This window comes from Streptomyces ficellus (assembly GCF_009739905.1).
GTDB classification, from domain to species: domain Bacteria; phylum Actinomycetota; class Actinomycetes; order Streptomycetales; family Streptomycetaceae; genus Streptomyces; species Streptomyces ficellus_A.
In genome coordinates this window covers 5,175,188-5,189,792 of record NZ_CP034279.1, presented here as the reverse complement: position 1 = coordinate 5,189,792, position 14,605 = coordinate 5,175,188, and the positions used below count along the sequence as shown (strand labels likewise).

13 protein-coding genes and 1 riboswitch are annotated in these 14,605 nt (G+C 74.3%); of the genes, 9 read left to right on the top strand and 4 right to left on the bottom strand.

Annotation, left to right across the window (positions count from 1 at the left end; translation table 11 throughout):
* Positions 1-104: 104 nt before the first annotated feature.
* The 6 genes from EIZ62_RS23260 (at position 105) to EIZ62_RS23235 (ending at position 7,002) form a co-directional block, all read left to right on the top strand.
* Positions 105-1,154, top strand: a complete 1,050-nt coding sequence (locus tag EIZ62_RS23260) for a Strvi_7410 family MBL fold metallo-hydrolase (RefSeq protein ID WP_156694634.1) — start codon at positions 105-107, stop codon at positions 1,152-1,154.
* Between the two features lie 41 nt (positions 1,155-1,195).
* Positions 1,196-1,269, top strand: a riboswitch (cobalamin riboswitch).
* A 133-nt stretch (positions 1,270-1,402) separates the two neighbouring features.
* Positions 1,403-2,725 (top strand): SCO2321 family membrane protein, encoded by a 1,323-nt coding sequence (locus tag EIZ62_RS23255; RefSeq protein ID WP_156694633.1) that lies wholly within the window; start codon positions 1,403-1,405, stop codon positions 2,723-2,725.
* Complete coding sequence (locus EIZ62_RS23250; RefSeq protein ID WP_156694632.1) at positions 2,725-3,405, top strand: SCO2322 family protein; 681 nt, start codon at positions 2,725-2,727, stop codon at positions 3,403-3,405. Before EIZ62_RS23255 ends, EIZ62_RS23250 begins: the two co-directional genes overlap by 1 nt.
* The gene (locus tag EIZ62_RS23245; protein WP_156694631.1) at positions 3,402-4,502 is read left to right on the top strand and encodes a CbiQ family ECF transporter T component; all 1,101 of its coding nucleotides are present in this window, start codon (positions 3,402-3,404) and stop codon (positions 4,500-4,502) included. The genes EIZ62_RS23250 and EIZ62_RS23245 overlap by 4 nt, the downstream gene beginning before the upstream one ends.
* Entirely contained in the window at positions 4,499-6,190 is a 1,692-nt protein-coding gene (locus tag EIZ62_RS23240) for an ABC transporter ATP-binding protein (protein ID WP_156694630.1), read from the top strand. Before EIZ62_RS23245 ends, EIZ62_RS23240 begins: the two co-directional genes overlap by 4 nt.
* A complete protein-coding gene (locus EIZ62_RS23235; protein ID WP_156694629.1) occupies positions 6,187-7,002 on the top strand; it encodes an ECF transporter S component in 816 nt (271 codons plus the stop codon). The genes EIZ62_RS23240 and EIZ62_RS23235 overlap by 4 nt, the downstream gene beginning before the upstream one ends.
* A 46-nt stretch (positions 7,003-7,048) precedes the next feature.
* Here EIZ62_RS23235 and EIZ62_RS23230 read toward each other — a convergent pair whose 3' ends face one another.
* Complete coding sequence (locus EIZ62_RS23230) at positions 7,049-8,218, bottom strand: steroid 3-ketoacyl-CoA thiolase (RefSeq protein ID WP_156694628.1); 1,170 nt, start codon at positions 8,216-8,218, stop codon at positions 7,049-7,051.
* A gap of 225 nt (positions 8,219-8,443) precedes the next feature.
* Here EIZ62_RS23230 and EIZ62_RS23225 point away from each other — a divergent pair, with 225 nt between their 5' ends.
* Together EIZ62_RS23225 and EIZ62_RS23220 are read left to right on the top strand one after the other, a co-directional pair.
* The gene (locus EIZ62_RS23225; protein ID WP_156694627.1) at positions 8,444-9,715 is read left to right on the top strand and encodes a cytochrome P450; all 1,272 of its coding nucleotides are present in this window, start codon (positions 8,444-8,446) and stop codon (positions 9,713-9,715) included.
* Positions 9,716-9,767: 52 nt separating this feature from the next.
* The gene (locus EIZ62_RS23220) at positions 9,768-10,436 is read left to right on the top strand and encodes an O-methyltransferase (protein WP_156694626.1); all 669 of its coding nucleotides are present in this window, start codon (positions 9,768-9,770) and stop codon (positions 10,434-10,436) included.
* Between the two features lie 19 nt (positions 10,437-10,455).
* On the opposite strand, the gene EIZ62_RS23215 is transcribed toward EIZ62_RS23220, so the two are convergent.
* Both EIZ62_RS23215 and EIZ62_RS23210 read right to left on the bottom strand, forming a co-directional pair.
* Complete coding sequence (locus EIZ62_RS23215; protein WP_156694625.1) at positions 10,456-11,196, bottom strand: hypothetical protein; 741 nt, start codon at positions 11,194-11,196, stop codon at positions 10,456-10,458.
* Positions 11,196-11,837: a hypothetical protein gene (locus EIZ62_RS23210; protein WP_156694624.1), complete on the bottom strand. Its 642-nt coding sequence runs from the start codon at positions 11,835-11,837 to the stop codon at positions 11,196-11,198. Before EIZ62_RS23210 ends, EIZ62_RS23215 begins: the two co-directional genes overlap by 1 nt.
* Positions 11,838-11,945: 108 nt before the next feature.
* Between EIZ62_RS23210 and EIZ62_RS23205 the strand changes: the two genes are divergently transcribed.
* On the top strand, positions 11,946-12,458 hold the full coding sequence (locus EIZ62_RS23205) for a GNAT family N-acetyltransferase (protein ID WP_156694623.1): 513 nt from the start codon (positions 11,946-11,948) through the stop codon (positions 12,456-12,458).
* On the opposite strand, the gene EIZ62_RS23200 is transcribed toward EIZ62_RS23205, so the two are convergent.
* Positions 12,455-14,503 carry an MDR family MFS transporter gene (locus tag EIZ62_RS23200; RefSeq protein WP_156694622.1) on the bottom strand — a complete coding sequence of 683 codons (2,049 nt, stop codon included), beginning with the start codon at positions 14,501-14,503 and terminating at the stop codon, positions 12,455-12,457. The genes EIZ62_RS23205 and EIZ62_RS23200 overlap by 4 nt on opposite strands.
* Positions 14,504-14,605 lie beyond the last annotated feature (102 nt).

The window sequence follows — 14,605 nt, the reverse complement described above, 5'->3', positions numbered from 1 at the left end:
GGCACCGCGGGGCACGGCACCGGCCGGGCACGCCCTGTTCTGACGAATCGTCAATTCCCGTACACTCGGGGACCGGCCGCGGCCCCGGGGGAGGATGAGGTCCCATGCCACCAGCACCGCGGGTGTACGAGCACGGTGGCGGCGTCGCGAGCGTCGCGGTCACCATCCCGGACAACCCGCTCGGCCACACCCTCGTCCACGTCGTCGACACCGACCGCGGCCCCGTCCTCGTCGACACCGGCTGGGACGATCCGGGCTCGTGGGCCGAGCTGTGCGAGGGGCTCACCGCCCTCGGCACCTCCGTGCGGGACGTCCAGGGCGTCCTCGTCACCCACCACCACCCCGACCACCACGGGCTGTCCGGCCGCGTCCGGGAGGCGTCCGGCGCCTGGATCGCCATGCACGCCGCCGACATCGCCGTCGTCCGCCGCACCCGCGAGGCCGAGCCGGGCGCCTGGCGCGGCTACCTGGAGGCGAAGCTGGAGGGCGCGGGCGCGCCCGCCTCGCACACGGCCCCGCTGCGGGCCGCCCGGCCCGGCGACTACCCGCTGCCGCGGCCCGCGCTGCCCGACCGGGAGATCGGCGCGGGCGAGCTCCTCGACCTCCCCGGCCGCCGGCTGCGCGCCGTGTGGACGCCCGGCCACACCCCGGGCCACGTGTGCCTGCACCTGGAGGAGGCGCACCCGGCGAACCTGCCCGGGCGCGGCCGTCTCTTCTCCGGCGACCACCTGCTGCCCGGCATCAGCCCGCACATCGGGTTGTACGAGGACCCGGACGACGCCGGCCCGGGCCTGGGAGACCCCCTCGGGGACTACCTGGACTCGCTGGAGCGGGTCGCCCGGCTCGGCGCCGCCGAGGTCCTTCCCGCGCACCAGCACGCCTTCACCGGCGCGGGCGCACGGGTGGCGGAGCTGCTCGCGCACCACGAGGAGCGGCTCACCGGACTGCTGGCGCTGCTGGAGACCCCGCTCACCCCGTGGCAGCTCGCCGAACGCATGGAGTGGAACCGCCCCTGGGCGCGGATCCCGTACGGCTCGCGGACCATCGCCGTCTCGGAGGCGGAGGCGCACCTGCGGCACCTGGTGAAGCAGGGCCGGGCCGAGCCGGTGCCGGGCAGCGCCCCCGTGACGTACGTCGCGTGTGACCCGTCCTGACCCGCCGGTAGAGTGAGCGCGTCGTCATCATGCCCGTACGGGGGGAAGCCGGTGCGAATCCGGCGCTGACCACGCAGCCGTGAGACCGCCCCGTCGGCGGTGAGCCGGAATGCCCCGTACGTGCACGTGTTCGGCTCGTGTCGCCGGGACCTACCTCCGGTGACCGGCACCGTCGAGGAATACGGAGCCGGAGCCTGGTGCCCTTCGCGTGCCGGTCCCCGGATCCCGCAGGAGAGGCCACCCACGCCATGACCACCGTTCGCGTCCGCCGCGGCGCCGCCGCGGCACTCGCCGCAGCCGCCGTCCTGCTGTCGGGCGGTGCCCCGGCCGCCCACGCGGCGCCGTCGCCGGCCCCCTCCCCCGCCCCCGCGCTCCCGGCCGGCCTCTACGGGACGAAGGACCCGACGTACGACGGCGTGTGGCGGCAGTCGCTCGCCTTCATGGCCCAGCAGGTGTCCGGCGTCGAGCCGAACCGGCAGGCCGTGTCCTGGCTGATGGGCCAGCAGTGCGACGGCGGCGGCTTCGCGTCCTACCGCCCCGACCCGGCGAAGACCTGCGACCCGAAGACGGTCCTCGACACCAACGCCACCGCCGTCGCCGTCCAGGCCCTGTCCGGAGTGGACAAGCCCGAGACGGACGAGCCCGGCGAGGACCCGGTCAGCAAGGCCATCGGCGCGGGCGCCGCCTGGCTGAAGGGCGTGCAGAACCCGGACGGCGGCTGGGGCTACAACCCCGGCTCGCCGAGCGACGCCAACTCGACGTCGATCGTCGTCAGCGCGCTGGCCGCGACCGGCCACCGGCCCGGCGACATCACCTCCAAGGGCGGGAAGACCCCGTACGACGCGCTGGTCCGCTTCGCGATCCCCTGTGACGCCAAGCAGGGCGCGGGCGCGTTCGCCTACCAGCCCGACCCCAAGACGGGGGCGCTCGTCGCGAACGGTGACGCCACCGCCGCCGCCGTCCTCGCCGGGCTCGGCAAGGACCTCCAGGCGCGCGGCGTGAAGCCGGAGCAGAAGCCGACCTGTGAGACCCCGGCCAAGCCCGCGGCCACGCCGACCGCCGAGCGCGCCGCCCGCAACGGCGCCGCCTACCTGGCGGGCGCCCTGGCCAGGAGCGGCCACCTCGACCTGCCGCCGATGCCCGGCGCCGCCACCACCGCGCCCCAGCCTGACTTCGGCAACACGGCCGACGCGGTCATCGCCGTCGGTGCCGCCGGGCACGGCGAGAAGGCGGCCGGCGCGCTCGCGTGGCTGGAGAAGAACTCCGCGGCCTGGGCCAGGGAGAGCGGCCCGGCCGCCTACGCGCAGCTGATCCTGGCCGCCCACACCCTGGGCGCCGACGCCCGCGACTTCGGCGGCGCCGACCTCGTACGGCAGCTGAACGCGACCGGCCCGGCGCCGAAGGCGGCCCCCCTGGAGACCAAGGAGAAGGAGCAGGAGTCCGCCGAGCCGAACGGGGCGGAGGGCGAGAGCGAGGGCTTCAGCGTGTGGCTGGTCGTCGCGATCTTCCTGGTCGCCGGCATCGGCATCGGCTTCCTGCTCAGCGGCCGCAACCGGAACCGGCAGCGGTGATGCGCACCCGGTCCTCCTCCCGCCTCCTCGTCCTGCTGCTCGCCGCCTGCACCGTGCTGCTCGGCCTCGCCGGGCCGGCCGGGGCGGCCGGCTACCGGTACTGGTCGTTCTGGGAGAGCGACGGGAAGGGCTGGACGTACGCCACGCAGGGCCCGGCCACGGCCCGGCCCGGCGACGGTGACGTCAACGGCTACCGGTTCGCGGTGAGCGCCGACTCGCAGGACGCCCAGCGGCCTCGCCGGGCACCCGACTTCGCCGCGATCTGCGCGTCGACGCCCGCGAAGGACGGCACCAAGCGCGTCGGCGTGGTCATCGACCCCGGCACGGCGGCGGACGCCCCGGAGGGGTCCGGGCAGCCGCCCGCCCCGCGCGCCGCGTGCGCCCGGGTGCGGGCCGACGCGACCGCCGCGGAGGCCCTCGCGGAGGTCGCGAAGCCACTGCGGTACGACAACCATGCGCTGCTCTGCGGGATCTCCGGCTATCCGAGGACCGGTTGCGGGGAGCAGGTCGCGGCGACGCCCGGTGGGCCGAGCCCGACCGGTTCGCCGTCTCCCCCGCCCGCGCCGCACCCCGTCATGGACCTGGAACCCGGGCCGTCCGCCGGCGTCGTCACCGGTGTGGCCGCCGTCGTCGTGCTGGGCGCCGCCGGGGTGTGGCAGGCCCGCCGCCGTCGCCGATGAGCCCCCGCCCGGCCGGGCTGCGCGCACCCGAGGCGAACCGTTCCAACGCCGTGCACGCGGGTGCCTGGTGGCTGTGGGCGCTGGGCCTGGCGGCCGCCGCGTCCCGCACCACGAACCCGCTGCTGCTGGGCCTGCTCGTCGGGGTGGCCGGGTACGTGGTGGCGGCCCGCCGCACCGACGCGCCGTGGGCCCGCTCGTACGGGGCGTTCGTGAAGCTGGGCCTGGCGGTGCTGGTGGTCCGGCTGGTGTTCTCGGTGTTCCTGGGTTCGCCGATCCCCGGGACGCACCTGCTGGTCACGCTGCCGGAGGTGCCGTTGCCCGACTGGGCGCAGGGGGTGCGGATCGGCGGCCGGGTGACGGCCGAGCAGCTGCTGTTCGCGCTGTACGACGGGGCGAAGCTGGCCACGCTGCTGATCTGCGTGGGCGCGGCGAACGCGCTCGCGAACCCGGCGCGGCTGCTGAAGTCGCTGCCGGGCGCGCTGTACGAGGTGGGGGTCGCGGTGGTGGTCGCGATGACGTTCGCGCCGAACATGGTGTCCGACGTAGCGCGGTTGCGGACGGCCCGGCGGCTGCGCGGGCGGCCCACGGGCGGGGTGCGGGCGGTGCTCCAGGTGGGCCTGCCGGTGCTGGAGGGGGCGCTGGAGCGGTCGGTGGCGGTCGCGGCGTCGATGGACGCGCGGGGGTACGGGCGTACCGCGCCGGTGCCGCCGGTGGTGCGGCACACCACGACGGTGCTGACGCTGGGCGGCCTGTTCGCCGTGTGCGTCGGCGCGTACGGGCTGCTGGCCGCGTCCGGGGAGTCGTACGGGGTGCCGCTCGTCGGCGCGGGGGTGGTCATGGTGCTGGCGGCGCTGCGGCTGGGCGGCCGCCGTTCGGTCCGCACCCGCTACCGGCCCGACCGGTGGGGCGTGCGGTCCTGGCTGGTGGCCGGGTCGGGGGTGGCGGTCGCGGCCCTGGTGACCGCGGCCGGCACGGCGGCGCTGCACCCCGGAGTCGTCCCGCTCGCCGCGCCGGAGCTGCCGCTGTGGCCGGCGCTGTCCGTCCTGGTGGGCCTGCTGCCCGCGTTCGTGGCCCCGCTGCCGAAGGAGTCCGTGTGATCCGGTTCGAGAACGTCTCGGTGACGTACGCCGACGCCGCCAGGCCGACGCTGGACGGTGTCGACCTCACCGTGCCGGAGGGTGAGCTGGTGCTGCTGGTGGGCCCTTCGGGGGTGGGCAAGTCGACGTTGCTGAACGCGGTGCCGGGCCTGGTCCCGCACTTCACGGGCGGCACTCTGCGCGGCCGGGTCACCGTCGACGGCCGTGACACCCGTACGCACAAGCCGCGTGAGCTGGCCGACCTGGTCGGCACCGTGGGCCAGGACCCGCTCGCGCACTTCGTCACCGACACGGTGGAGGACGAGCTGGCGTACGGCATGGAATCGCTGGGCCTGGCGCCCGCGGTGATGCGCCGCCGGGTGGAGGAGACCCTGGACCTGCTGGGTCTCGCGGCCCTGCGGGACCGGCCGATCGCGACGCTGTCGGGCGGCCAGCAGCAGCGGGTGGCGATCGGGTCGGTGCTGACCCCGCACCCCAAGGTGCTGGTGCTGGACGAGCCGACGTCGGCGCTGGACCCGGCGGCCGCGGAGGAGGTCCTCGCGGTCCTCCAGCGGCTGGTCCACGATCTGGGCACCACCGTCCTGATGGCGGAGCACCGGCTGGAGCGGGTGGTCCAGTACGCCGACCAGGTCGCCCTCCTGCCGGGCCCTGGCGCCCCGGTGGTCCTGGGCGCGCCGGCCGACGTGATGGCCGTCTCGCCCGTGCACCCCCCGGTGGTCGCCCTCGGCCGGCTGGCGGGCTGGGACCCGCTCCCGCTGTCGGTCCGGGACGCGCGGCGCCGTGCGGGCGGGCTGCGGGACCGGCTGGAGGGCCGCGCCCCGGCGCCCGGTGAGGTGGTGCGGCCGGCGCCCGCTGGCGGTGGCGCCGCGGAGCCGTCCGGTGCGCGGGGCGGGCTGGGCCGGCTGCTGCGCCGTCGCGACGGGGGCGCGGGTGGCGGGGACGCCGTCGCCGAGGCGCGTGCCCTCGCGGTGCGGCGCGGCCGGGTGGAGGCGCTGCGGGGCGTGGAGCTGGCGGTGCGCGCCGGGGAGACGGTGGCGCTGATGGGCCGCAACGGCGCCGGCAAGTCGACGCTGCTGGGCGCTCTGGTGGGGATGGTCGAGCCCGCGTCGGGCAGCGTCCTGGTGGGCGGCCGGGTGCCGCACCGCACACCGCCGCGTGAGCTGATCCGGCACGTGGGGCTGGTCCCGCAGGAGCCGCGTGACCTGCTGTACGCGGACACGGTGGCCGCCGAGTGCGCGGCCGCCGACGCCGACGCGGGCGCCGTCCCCGGGGCCTGCCGGGCGCTGGTGTCGGAGCTGCTGCCGGGTGTGGCGGACGACGTGCACCCCCGGGACCTGTCCGAGGGGCAGCGGCTGGCCCTGGCGCTGGCGGTGGTGCTGACGGCGCGGCCACCGCTGCTGCTGCTCGACGAGCCGACGCGGGGCCTGGACTACGCGGCGAAGGCCCGGCTCGCCGGGGTGCTGAAGGGGCTGGCCGCCGACGGGCACGCCATCGTGATGGCGACGCACGACGTGGAACTGGCCGCCGAACTGGCGCACCGGGTGGTGATCCTCGCCGACGGGGAGGCCGTCGCGGACGGCCCCACCCATGAGGTCGTCGTCTCCTCCCCGGCGTTCGCCCCGCAGGTGGCGAAGATCCTGGCGCCCCGGCCGTGGCTGACCGTCTCGCAGGTGGAGGCGGTCCTGTGAGCGGCCGCCCGGTGCGCCTCGGTCCGCGGTCGGTCGCCGCGCTCGTCCTGATCAGCGCCATCGGGGTGGTCGCCTTCGGCTGGCCGCTCCTCAGCGACGGCTCGTCCGTGCTGGCGGGCCGTTCGCAGGACGCGCCGTGGCTGCTGGCGGTGCTGCTGCCGCTGCTGGTGGCGGTGGTGGTGGCGACGATCGCCGACTGCGGCATGGACGCGAAGGCGGTGGCGATGCTGGGCGTGCTCGCGGCGGTCGGCGCGGCGTTGCGGCCGCTGGGCGCGGGCACGGCGGGCCTGGAGCCGATGTTCTTCCTGATGGTGCTGAGCGGCCGGGTCCTCGGCCCGGGATTCGGGTTCGTGCTGGGCGCGGTGACGATGTTCGCGTCGGCGCTGCTGACCGGCGGGGTGGGGCCGTGGATGCCGTTCCAGATGCTGTCGATGGGCTGGTTCACGATGGGCGCGGGCCTGCTGCCGGGTCCGGTGGCGGTGCGGGGCCGGGCCGAGTTGCTGATGCTGTCGCTGTACGGGGCGGTGGCGGCGTTCGCGTACGGGACCGTGATGAACCTCCAGGGGTGGGTGACCCTCCAGGGGATGGGCAGCGGCATCTCGTTCCAGCCCGGTGACCCGGTGCACGAGAACCTGGTGCGGTTCGTGGCGTACTGCGCGGCGACGTCGCTCGGCTGGGACCTGGGGCGGGCGGTGCTCACCGTCGTCCTGGTGACGACCATCGGGTCGACGGTCCTGCGGGCCCTCCGCCGGGCGACCCGGCGGGCGGCGTTCGACGCGCGGACCGGTTTCGAGAGCGCCCCGAGGACCTGACCCGGCCCGCACGCGGGCTTCGGAGTGCTGGTGTCGGCGCCGCGGTTCAGAGGCGCTGGATGATGGTGCCGGTGGCCAGCCCGCCGCCCGCGCACATGGCGATCAGGGCGAACTCCTTGTCGGAGCGTTCCAGTTCGTGGAGCGCGGTGGTGATGAGCCGTGCGCCGGTCGCGCCCACCGGGTGGCCGAGGGCGATCGCGCCGCCGTTCACGTTGACCTTCTCCAGGTCCTGGTCGAAAACCTGCGCCCAGCTGAGCACCACCGAGGCGAAGGCCTCGTTGATCTCGACCAGGTCGATGTCCTTGAGCGACATCCCGGCCCGGCCGAGGACGGCGCGGGTCGCGTCGATCGGCCCGTCGAGGTGGAAGTGGGGGTCGGCGCCGACCAGCGCCTGGGCGACGACGCGGGCGCGGGGCTTGAGCTTCAGGGCGCGGGCCATGCGCTTGGACGCCCACATCAGGGCGGCGGCGCCGTCGGATATCTGCGAGGAGTTGCCGGCGGTGTGGACGGCGGTCGGCATGACCGGCTTGAGCCGGGCGAGCGCCTCCGCGCTGGTGTCGCGCAGCCCCTCGTCCCGGTCGACGAGCCGCCACATGCCCTGGCCCTCGCGCTGCTCGTCCTCCGTGGTGGGCACCTGGACGGCGAACGTCTCGCGCTTGAAGCGCTCCTCTGCCCACGCGGCGGCGGCGCGCTCCTGGGACAGCAGCCCGAGTGCGTCGACCCGCTCGCGCGTGAGGCCCCGGTGGCGGGCGATGCGCTCGGCCGCCTCGAACTGGTTGGGCAGGTCGACGTTCCACTCGTCGGGGAAGGGCTTGCCCGGGCCGTGCTTGGAGCCGCTGCCCAGCGGCACGCGGGACATGGCCTCCACGCCGCAGCTGATGCCGACGTCGATGACCCCAGAGGCGATCATGTTGGCGACCATGTGCGAGGCCTGCTGGGAGGACCCGCACTGGCAGTCGACGGTGGTCGCGGCGGTCTCGTACGGCAGGCCCATCGCGAGCCAGGCGGTGCGGGCGGGGTTCATGGACTGCTCACCGGCGTGGGTGACCGTGCCGCTGACGATCTGTTCGACGCAGTCGGCGTGGATGCCGGTGCGTCCGAGGATCTCCCGGTACGTCTCGCCCAGCAGGTAGGCGGGGTGGAGGTTGGCGAGTGCGCCCGAGCGTTTTCCGATGGGGGTGCGTACGGCTTCGACGATGACGGGTTCCGCGGCCATGAGCTCGTCCTCTCCTCGCACGCCCGCGAGGCGTCCCGGCGCCGCCACGGACGAACTGGTACGCGTTCTAGTTGTCGGGTCAGTCTGCTGAGGATTACCCCGGGTACGCAAGGGTCGTGCACGCCACGGCGGACCAAGTGAGTCCCGCACGCCCCTTGCCACTTGTAGAACCCGTTACTACCTTGCGGGCAGGTTCTGATGGAGCATCAGGTATGGAGGTCGTCGATGACCTGCCCCCACCTCCCGTCCCTCCCGGCGGCCCTCCCGGAAGGGTTCGACCTCACCGACCCCGACCTTCTCCAGGCCCGCGTGCCGCTGCCCGAGTTCGCCGTCCTGCGGCGGACCGCCCCCGTCTGGTGGTGCGCCCAGCCGCGCGGGATCTCCGGCTTCGACGACGAGGGGTACTGGGCGGTGACCCGGCACGCCGACGTCCGATACGTGTCGACGCACCCGGAGCTGTTCTCCTCGCACACCAACACGGCGATCCTCCGGTTCAACGAGACGATCAGCCGCGACCAGATCGACGTCCAGAAGCTGATCATGCTCAACATGGACCCGCCCGAGCACACCCGGGTCCGCCAGATCGTCCAGCGCGGCTTCACGCCCCGGGCGGTCCGGTCCCTGGAGGGCGCCCTGCGTGAACGGGCCCGCTCCATCGTGCGGACGGCCCTGGCGCACGCGGGCGACGACGGCTCGTTCGACTTCGTCACCGAGATCGCCGTCGAACTGCCGCTCCAGGCCATCGCCGAACTCATCGGCGTACCGCAGCAGGACCGCGCCAAGATCTTCGACTGGTCCAACAAGATGGCGGCCTACGACGACCCCGAGTACGCCATCACCGAGGAGGTCGGCACCGAGGCGGCCATGGAGATCGTCTCGTACGCGATGAACCTCGCCGCCGCCCGCAAGGAGTGCCCCGCCCACGACATCGTGTCGCAACTGGTCGCCGCCGAGGACGAGGGCAACCTCGCGGGCGACGAGTTCGGCTTCTTCGTCATCCTGCTCGCCGTGGCGGGCAACGAGACCACCCGCAACGCCATCAGCCACGGCATGCACGCCTTCCTCACCCACCCCGAACAGTGGGAGCTGTACAAGCGCGAACGCCCCCGCACCACGGCCGAGGAGATCGTCCGCTGGGCCACGCCCGTCGTGTCCTTCCAGCGGACCGCCACCCGCGACCTCGAACTGGGTGGCCGGAAGATCCGCGCGGGCGACCGCGTCGGCATCTTCTACTCCTCCGCCAACCACGACCCCGAGGTCTTCGACCACCCCGAACGCTTCGACATCACCCGCGATCCCAACCCCCACCTGGGATTCGGTGGCGGCGGGCCCCACTTCTGCCTCGGCAAGTCGCTCGCCGTCCTGGAGATCGACCTCATCTTCAACGCCATCGCCGACAGCCTCCCCGGCCTCCGCCCGGCCGGCGACCCCAGGCGCCTGCGCGCGGCGTGGCTCAACGGCATCAAGGAACTCCAGGTCACCCTCGGCCGGGAGTAACACGGCCGGTAATGAGCGGTCCACGGCCACCGGGTGACGTACGTTCGGCTGCATGAGCCAAGAGCGATGGTCCGCCGTGGACGACTACCTCACCGACATGCTGGCACCCGCCGACGAGGCCCTGACGGCCGCGCTCGCCGACAGCGAGGCCGCGGGCCTCCCGGCGATCAGCGTCACCGCGCCGCTGGGGAAGCTGCTGCACCTGCTGGCCAGGACGCAGGGCGCCCGGACCGTCCTGGAGATCGGCACGCTCGGCGGCTACAGCACCATCTGGCTCGCCCGCGCGCTGCCGGAGGACGGCAGGCTCGTCTCACTGGAGTACAACCCCGACCACGCCGACGTCGCCCGCGCGAACCTCGCACGGGCGGGGCTGGACAAGGTCGCCGAGATCCGCACCGGCGCGGCCCTCGACACGCTGCCGCGACTGGCCGAGGAGGGCGCCGGCCCCTTCGACCTGGTCTTCATCGACGCCGACAAGCCGAACAACCCGCGGTACCTGGACTGGGCGCTGCGGCTGACCCGCCCCGGCAGCCTGATCGTCGTCGACAACGTCGTACGCGGCGGCGCGGTCACCGACGAGTCCTCGACGGACCCGGCGGTGACCGCGACACGGGAATTGTTCGACCTGGTCGCCCGGGACCCGCGGCTGGACGCGACCGCGATCCAGACGGTCGGCGGGAAGGGCTACGACGGAATGCTCCTGGCCCGCGTGGCGGCCTGACCGGCCGTCACGCGCGCCGTCAGACATGCAGCAGGCGCTCCGCCATGGCGCGGTACGCCTGGAGCGTGACGCGCAACCGCTCGGTGTCGGGCTGCTGGTCGTCGCCGGGGCCGTGGCCGTCGCCGTCGGGGTCCCAGTCCGCGCGCAGGGCGCTGCGGTGGTCGTCCAGAGCGGCCGTGAGCTCGTCGGCGGCCTCGTCCAGTACGTCGGCGGCCTCCTTCACGGACCGGTGCGGGCTGTCCACGAAACCGGCGAGGGCCCGCTGCAGCCGCTCCCCGAGCCCGTCGCGCACGCTCCGCGCCACCAGCGGATCGGACACCCCGGCCACACCGGCGCCGTCTCCCCCGGCCCGGTCCGGGAAACCGTGCGCGGCACGCGGGGCGTGGGCGTCGGTGCCGGTGTGGTGCGGGGCGCCGGGTGCGGGGGTGGGTGCCTTCGGGGCGGCTGCGTCCGTGCCCAGGCCGGCGCCGAGCGTGGTGACGGGCGGGGTGACGGGCGGGGTGCCGGGGGCCGGCGGAGTGCTCGCCCCGGGTCCGGCCGGAGCGGCCTGGGGGGCCTGCGGGGCCTGCGGGGCCTGCGGGGCCTGGGGGGCCTGCGTGGCCTGGGGAGTGTGCGGGGCGTTGTTACCGGCGCGGGGGTCGGTGCCCTGCGGGGCGCCCGCCACGTGCTCGGGGGTGGGGCCGGGCGGCGGCGGGACCCGCAGGCCGTGCGAGGCGTCGGCCCTGCCGGCCGGCGTGTGGGTCGGCTTCTCGGCGGACATCAGGCACCACTCCCCTTCGGCCACGTCGCGTGGAACCGGTTACCGCGGCCCTCCTGACGGCGCGGGGCGTGCCGGGCGTGGTCCTCGGCGTGCTCGGTCACCAGCGCGTCGAACAGGCGGCGCGCCTCCAGCATCGCGGAACGCAGCTCCTCGGTACCGGCGTTCGGGGTCTGCCCGTTCGCGGCGGAGGCGCGGTGCACGCGGCGGAAGCCGTCGACGTGGTGGGCGTGGTGCACGGACAGCGCCGCGACCTGCTCCTCGTACGCGGTGGCCGCCGGGAAGCCCCGGTCCTCGGCCAGCCGGGCCAGCAGCCGGTCGGCCTGCACGACGGCCTGACGCGGGGCGTCGACGAACTGCTCCTGGAGGCCCGACCAGAGGGCCACGTACTGCTCGCGGGCGTCCCGCGTCAGCGGCCGGGGCCGCAGGTCGCCGTGGCGCTGGACGCGCTCGGCCAGTTCTCGCTCGGCGGCCTTGGTGTCACCGTCGTGCCGGGAGACGGCCCGCTCGTACTCGGGGCCGAACCTCCGCCTCAGTCCGTGCCCGCGCCGGCCGCCCGCCTTGCCCGGTCCCGCGTACAGCACGGCGGCGACCACGGCGACGAAGACGACGACCAGAGCGATGACGATCAGCTCAGTGGACATGCTGTCTTCCCTCGATCCAGGGGTCGGGGTTCATTTGGTGTCTGCTCGACGGCCCGTGTTGCCGCAAAAGCGTTGGCCAAACGGCGGGCCCCGGGATAGAGACGACCCATGACGAGCACCAACTGGACCGTCCGCCCCGAGCGTTACGACAGTCCCGCAGCCACCGCTCTGCGGTTCGACTACTTCGACGACGTGGCGAGCCGCTACTACGGGCGGCCCATCACCGCGGACGAGGTCGACGAGGGGATCCTGAACGAGGGCCTGGACCGGCTCGTGCCGCCGACCGGGCAGTTCCTGGTCGGCCGGGCGGACGGTGAGCCCGCCGCCTGCGGCGGGGTGCTCATGCTGGACGCGGAGCGGGCGGAACTCACCCGTGTGTTCGTCCGCCACGCCCACCGCGGCACCGGGGGCGCCGCGCTCCTGATGGACGCGCTGGAGGAGGCCGCCGCCGCCTTGGGCGCCCGGCGCATGGTGCTCAACACCCGCCTGGACCTGGTCGAGGCGCGGGCCCTGTACACCCGTTGCGGCTACCGCGAGATACCGGCGTACTGCGAGGGCCCGTACATGGAGGTCTGGTACGGCAAGGAGCTGCGCCCCTCCCCGGCCGGGAGACCCGCCTAGGCGCGGTGGTCGCGACGCACCTCCACGACCCGTGGCCGCTCGCGCCGGGAGCCGCACAGCTCGGCCGTCAGCTCCTCGACCAGCTGCACCAGGTCCGTGGGCCGCTCCGGGCCCCACCAGTCACCGAGCAGCTCCGCGAGCGACTCCTCGCGCGCGTGCGCCAGCCGGGTGGCGACCTCCACGCCCTGCTCGGTGAGCACCAGCTGGAGGCCCTCGCGGCGCACCAGGTGCCGCTCCTCCAGCTGCCGGGCCGCCTCGGTGATGAACCGGATCGGTACGGGCGTGGTGTCGGCCAGCCGCGCCGGCTCCACCGTGCCGTGGCGGCGTACGCGCAGCAGCAGCCAGCTGGACGCGGGCAGGAGGTCCAGGCCGGCGCGGGCGGTGATCTTCTCGTAGATCGCCTTGCGGCCCTCGCGGGAGCCGAGCACCGACAGGGCGCGGGCGCACTCGTCGTAGGAGGAGCGTTCGACGGGGTTGGAGGCCACGGTCTGGCTGGGGTCGGGCGCGGTGACCGCGCCGCGCAGCCGGTCCTCCTTCAGCAGCCAGGCGACGAGGAAGGCGAGAACGACGACGGGCGCGGCGTACAGGAAGACGTCGGTGATGGACGTCGCGTAGGCGTGCAGCACGCCCTGGCGCAGGCCGGGCGGCAACTGCGCGATGGCGCGCGGGTCGGCGGCGAGCTGGTCGGGGCCCGCGCCCGGTGGCAGTTCGCGGCCCGAGAGGGCGGCCTCGAGTTTGCCGGTGAGCCGGTTGGTGAAGACGGTGCCGAAGATGGCGACGCCGAAGGACGCGCCGATGGAGCGGAAGAAGGTGGCGCCGGAGGTGGCGACGCCGAGGTCCTCGTAGGCGACGGCGTTCTGCACGACCAGCACCAGGACCTGCATGACGAGGCCCAGTCCGGCGCCGAAGACGAAGAAGTACAGGCTCAGCTCCCAGTCGGAGCTGGTCTCCTCCATCCGGTGCAGCAGGAGCAGGCCGAGGGCGGTGACGGCGGTGCCGAGGAGGGGGAAGACCTTCCACCGGCCGGTGCGGCTGACGATCTGGCCCGAGCCGGTCGAGGTGATCAGCATGCCGAGCACCATGGGCAGCATGTGCACCCCGGACATGGTCGGGGTGACGCCCCGGACGACCTGGAGGAACGTCGGCAGGTAGGTCATCGCGCCGAACATCGCGAAGCCGACGATGAAGCTGATGACGGACACGAGCGTGAAGGTGCGGATCCGGAACAGCTTCAGCGGCAGTACGGGCTCGGCGGCGCGCCGTTCGACGCGTACGAACCAGACGAGGAGCACCGCGCCGAGGACGGCGAGGCCGATGATCTGCGCCGACCCCCAGGCCCAGGTGGTTCCGCCGAGGGACGCCACGAGGACGAGGCAGGTGGCGACGGAGGCGATGAGGAGGGTGCCGAGGTAGTCGATGGTGTGCCGGGTCTGGCGGACGGGGATGTGGAGCACGGCGGCGATGACGAAGAGGGCGACGACCCCGATGGGGAGGTTGATGTAGAACACCCAGCGCCACGAGAGGTGCTCGGTGAACAGCCCGCCCAGCAGCGGTCCGAGGATGCTGGTGGCGCCGAAGACGGCGCCGAACAGACCCTGGTAGCGACCCCGTTCGCGCGGCGGGACGAGGTCGCCGACGATCGCCATGGACAGCACCATGAGGCCGCCGCCGCCGAGGCCCTGGACGGCGCGGAAGGCGATGAGCTGGGGCATGTTCTGCGCGACGCCGCAGAGCGCGGAGCCGACGAGGAAGATGACGATCGCGGTCTGGAAGAGTTTCTTGCGGCCGTACTGGTCACCGAGCTTGCCCCACAGGGGGGTGCCGGCGGTCGAGGCGAGCATGTACGCGGTGACGACCCAGGACAGGTGTTCCATGCCGCCGAGTTCGCTGACGATGGTCGGCAGGGCGGTGGAGACGATGGTCTGGTCGAGCGCCGCCAGCAGCATGCCGAGCAGCAGGGCGCCGATGGCGACCAGGACGGCACGCCGGTTCTGTCCCTGACCGGGGGCGGGGTCGGTGGCCGGGGTGGTCACTTCCTGCGCCATGGCTTCTCCCTCGTCATCTCGCGGGCCGTCATGCACGGGCGGGCGGGCGGCGGGTCGGACGCGTACCCCTCGTTTCCTCATCCCATCCTGGGTGCTTCGTCC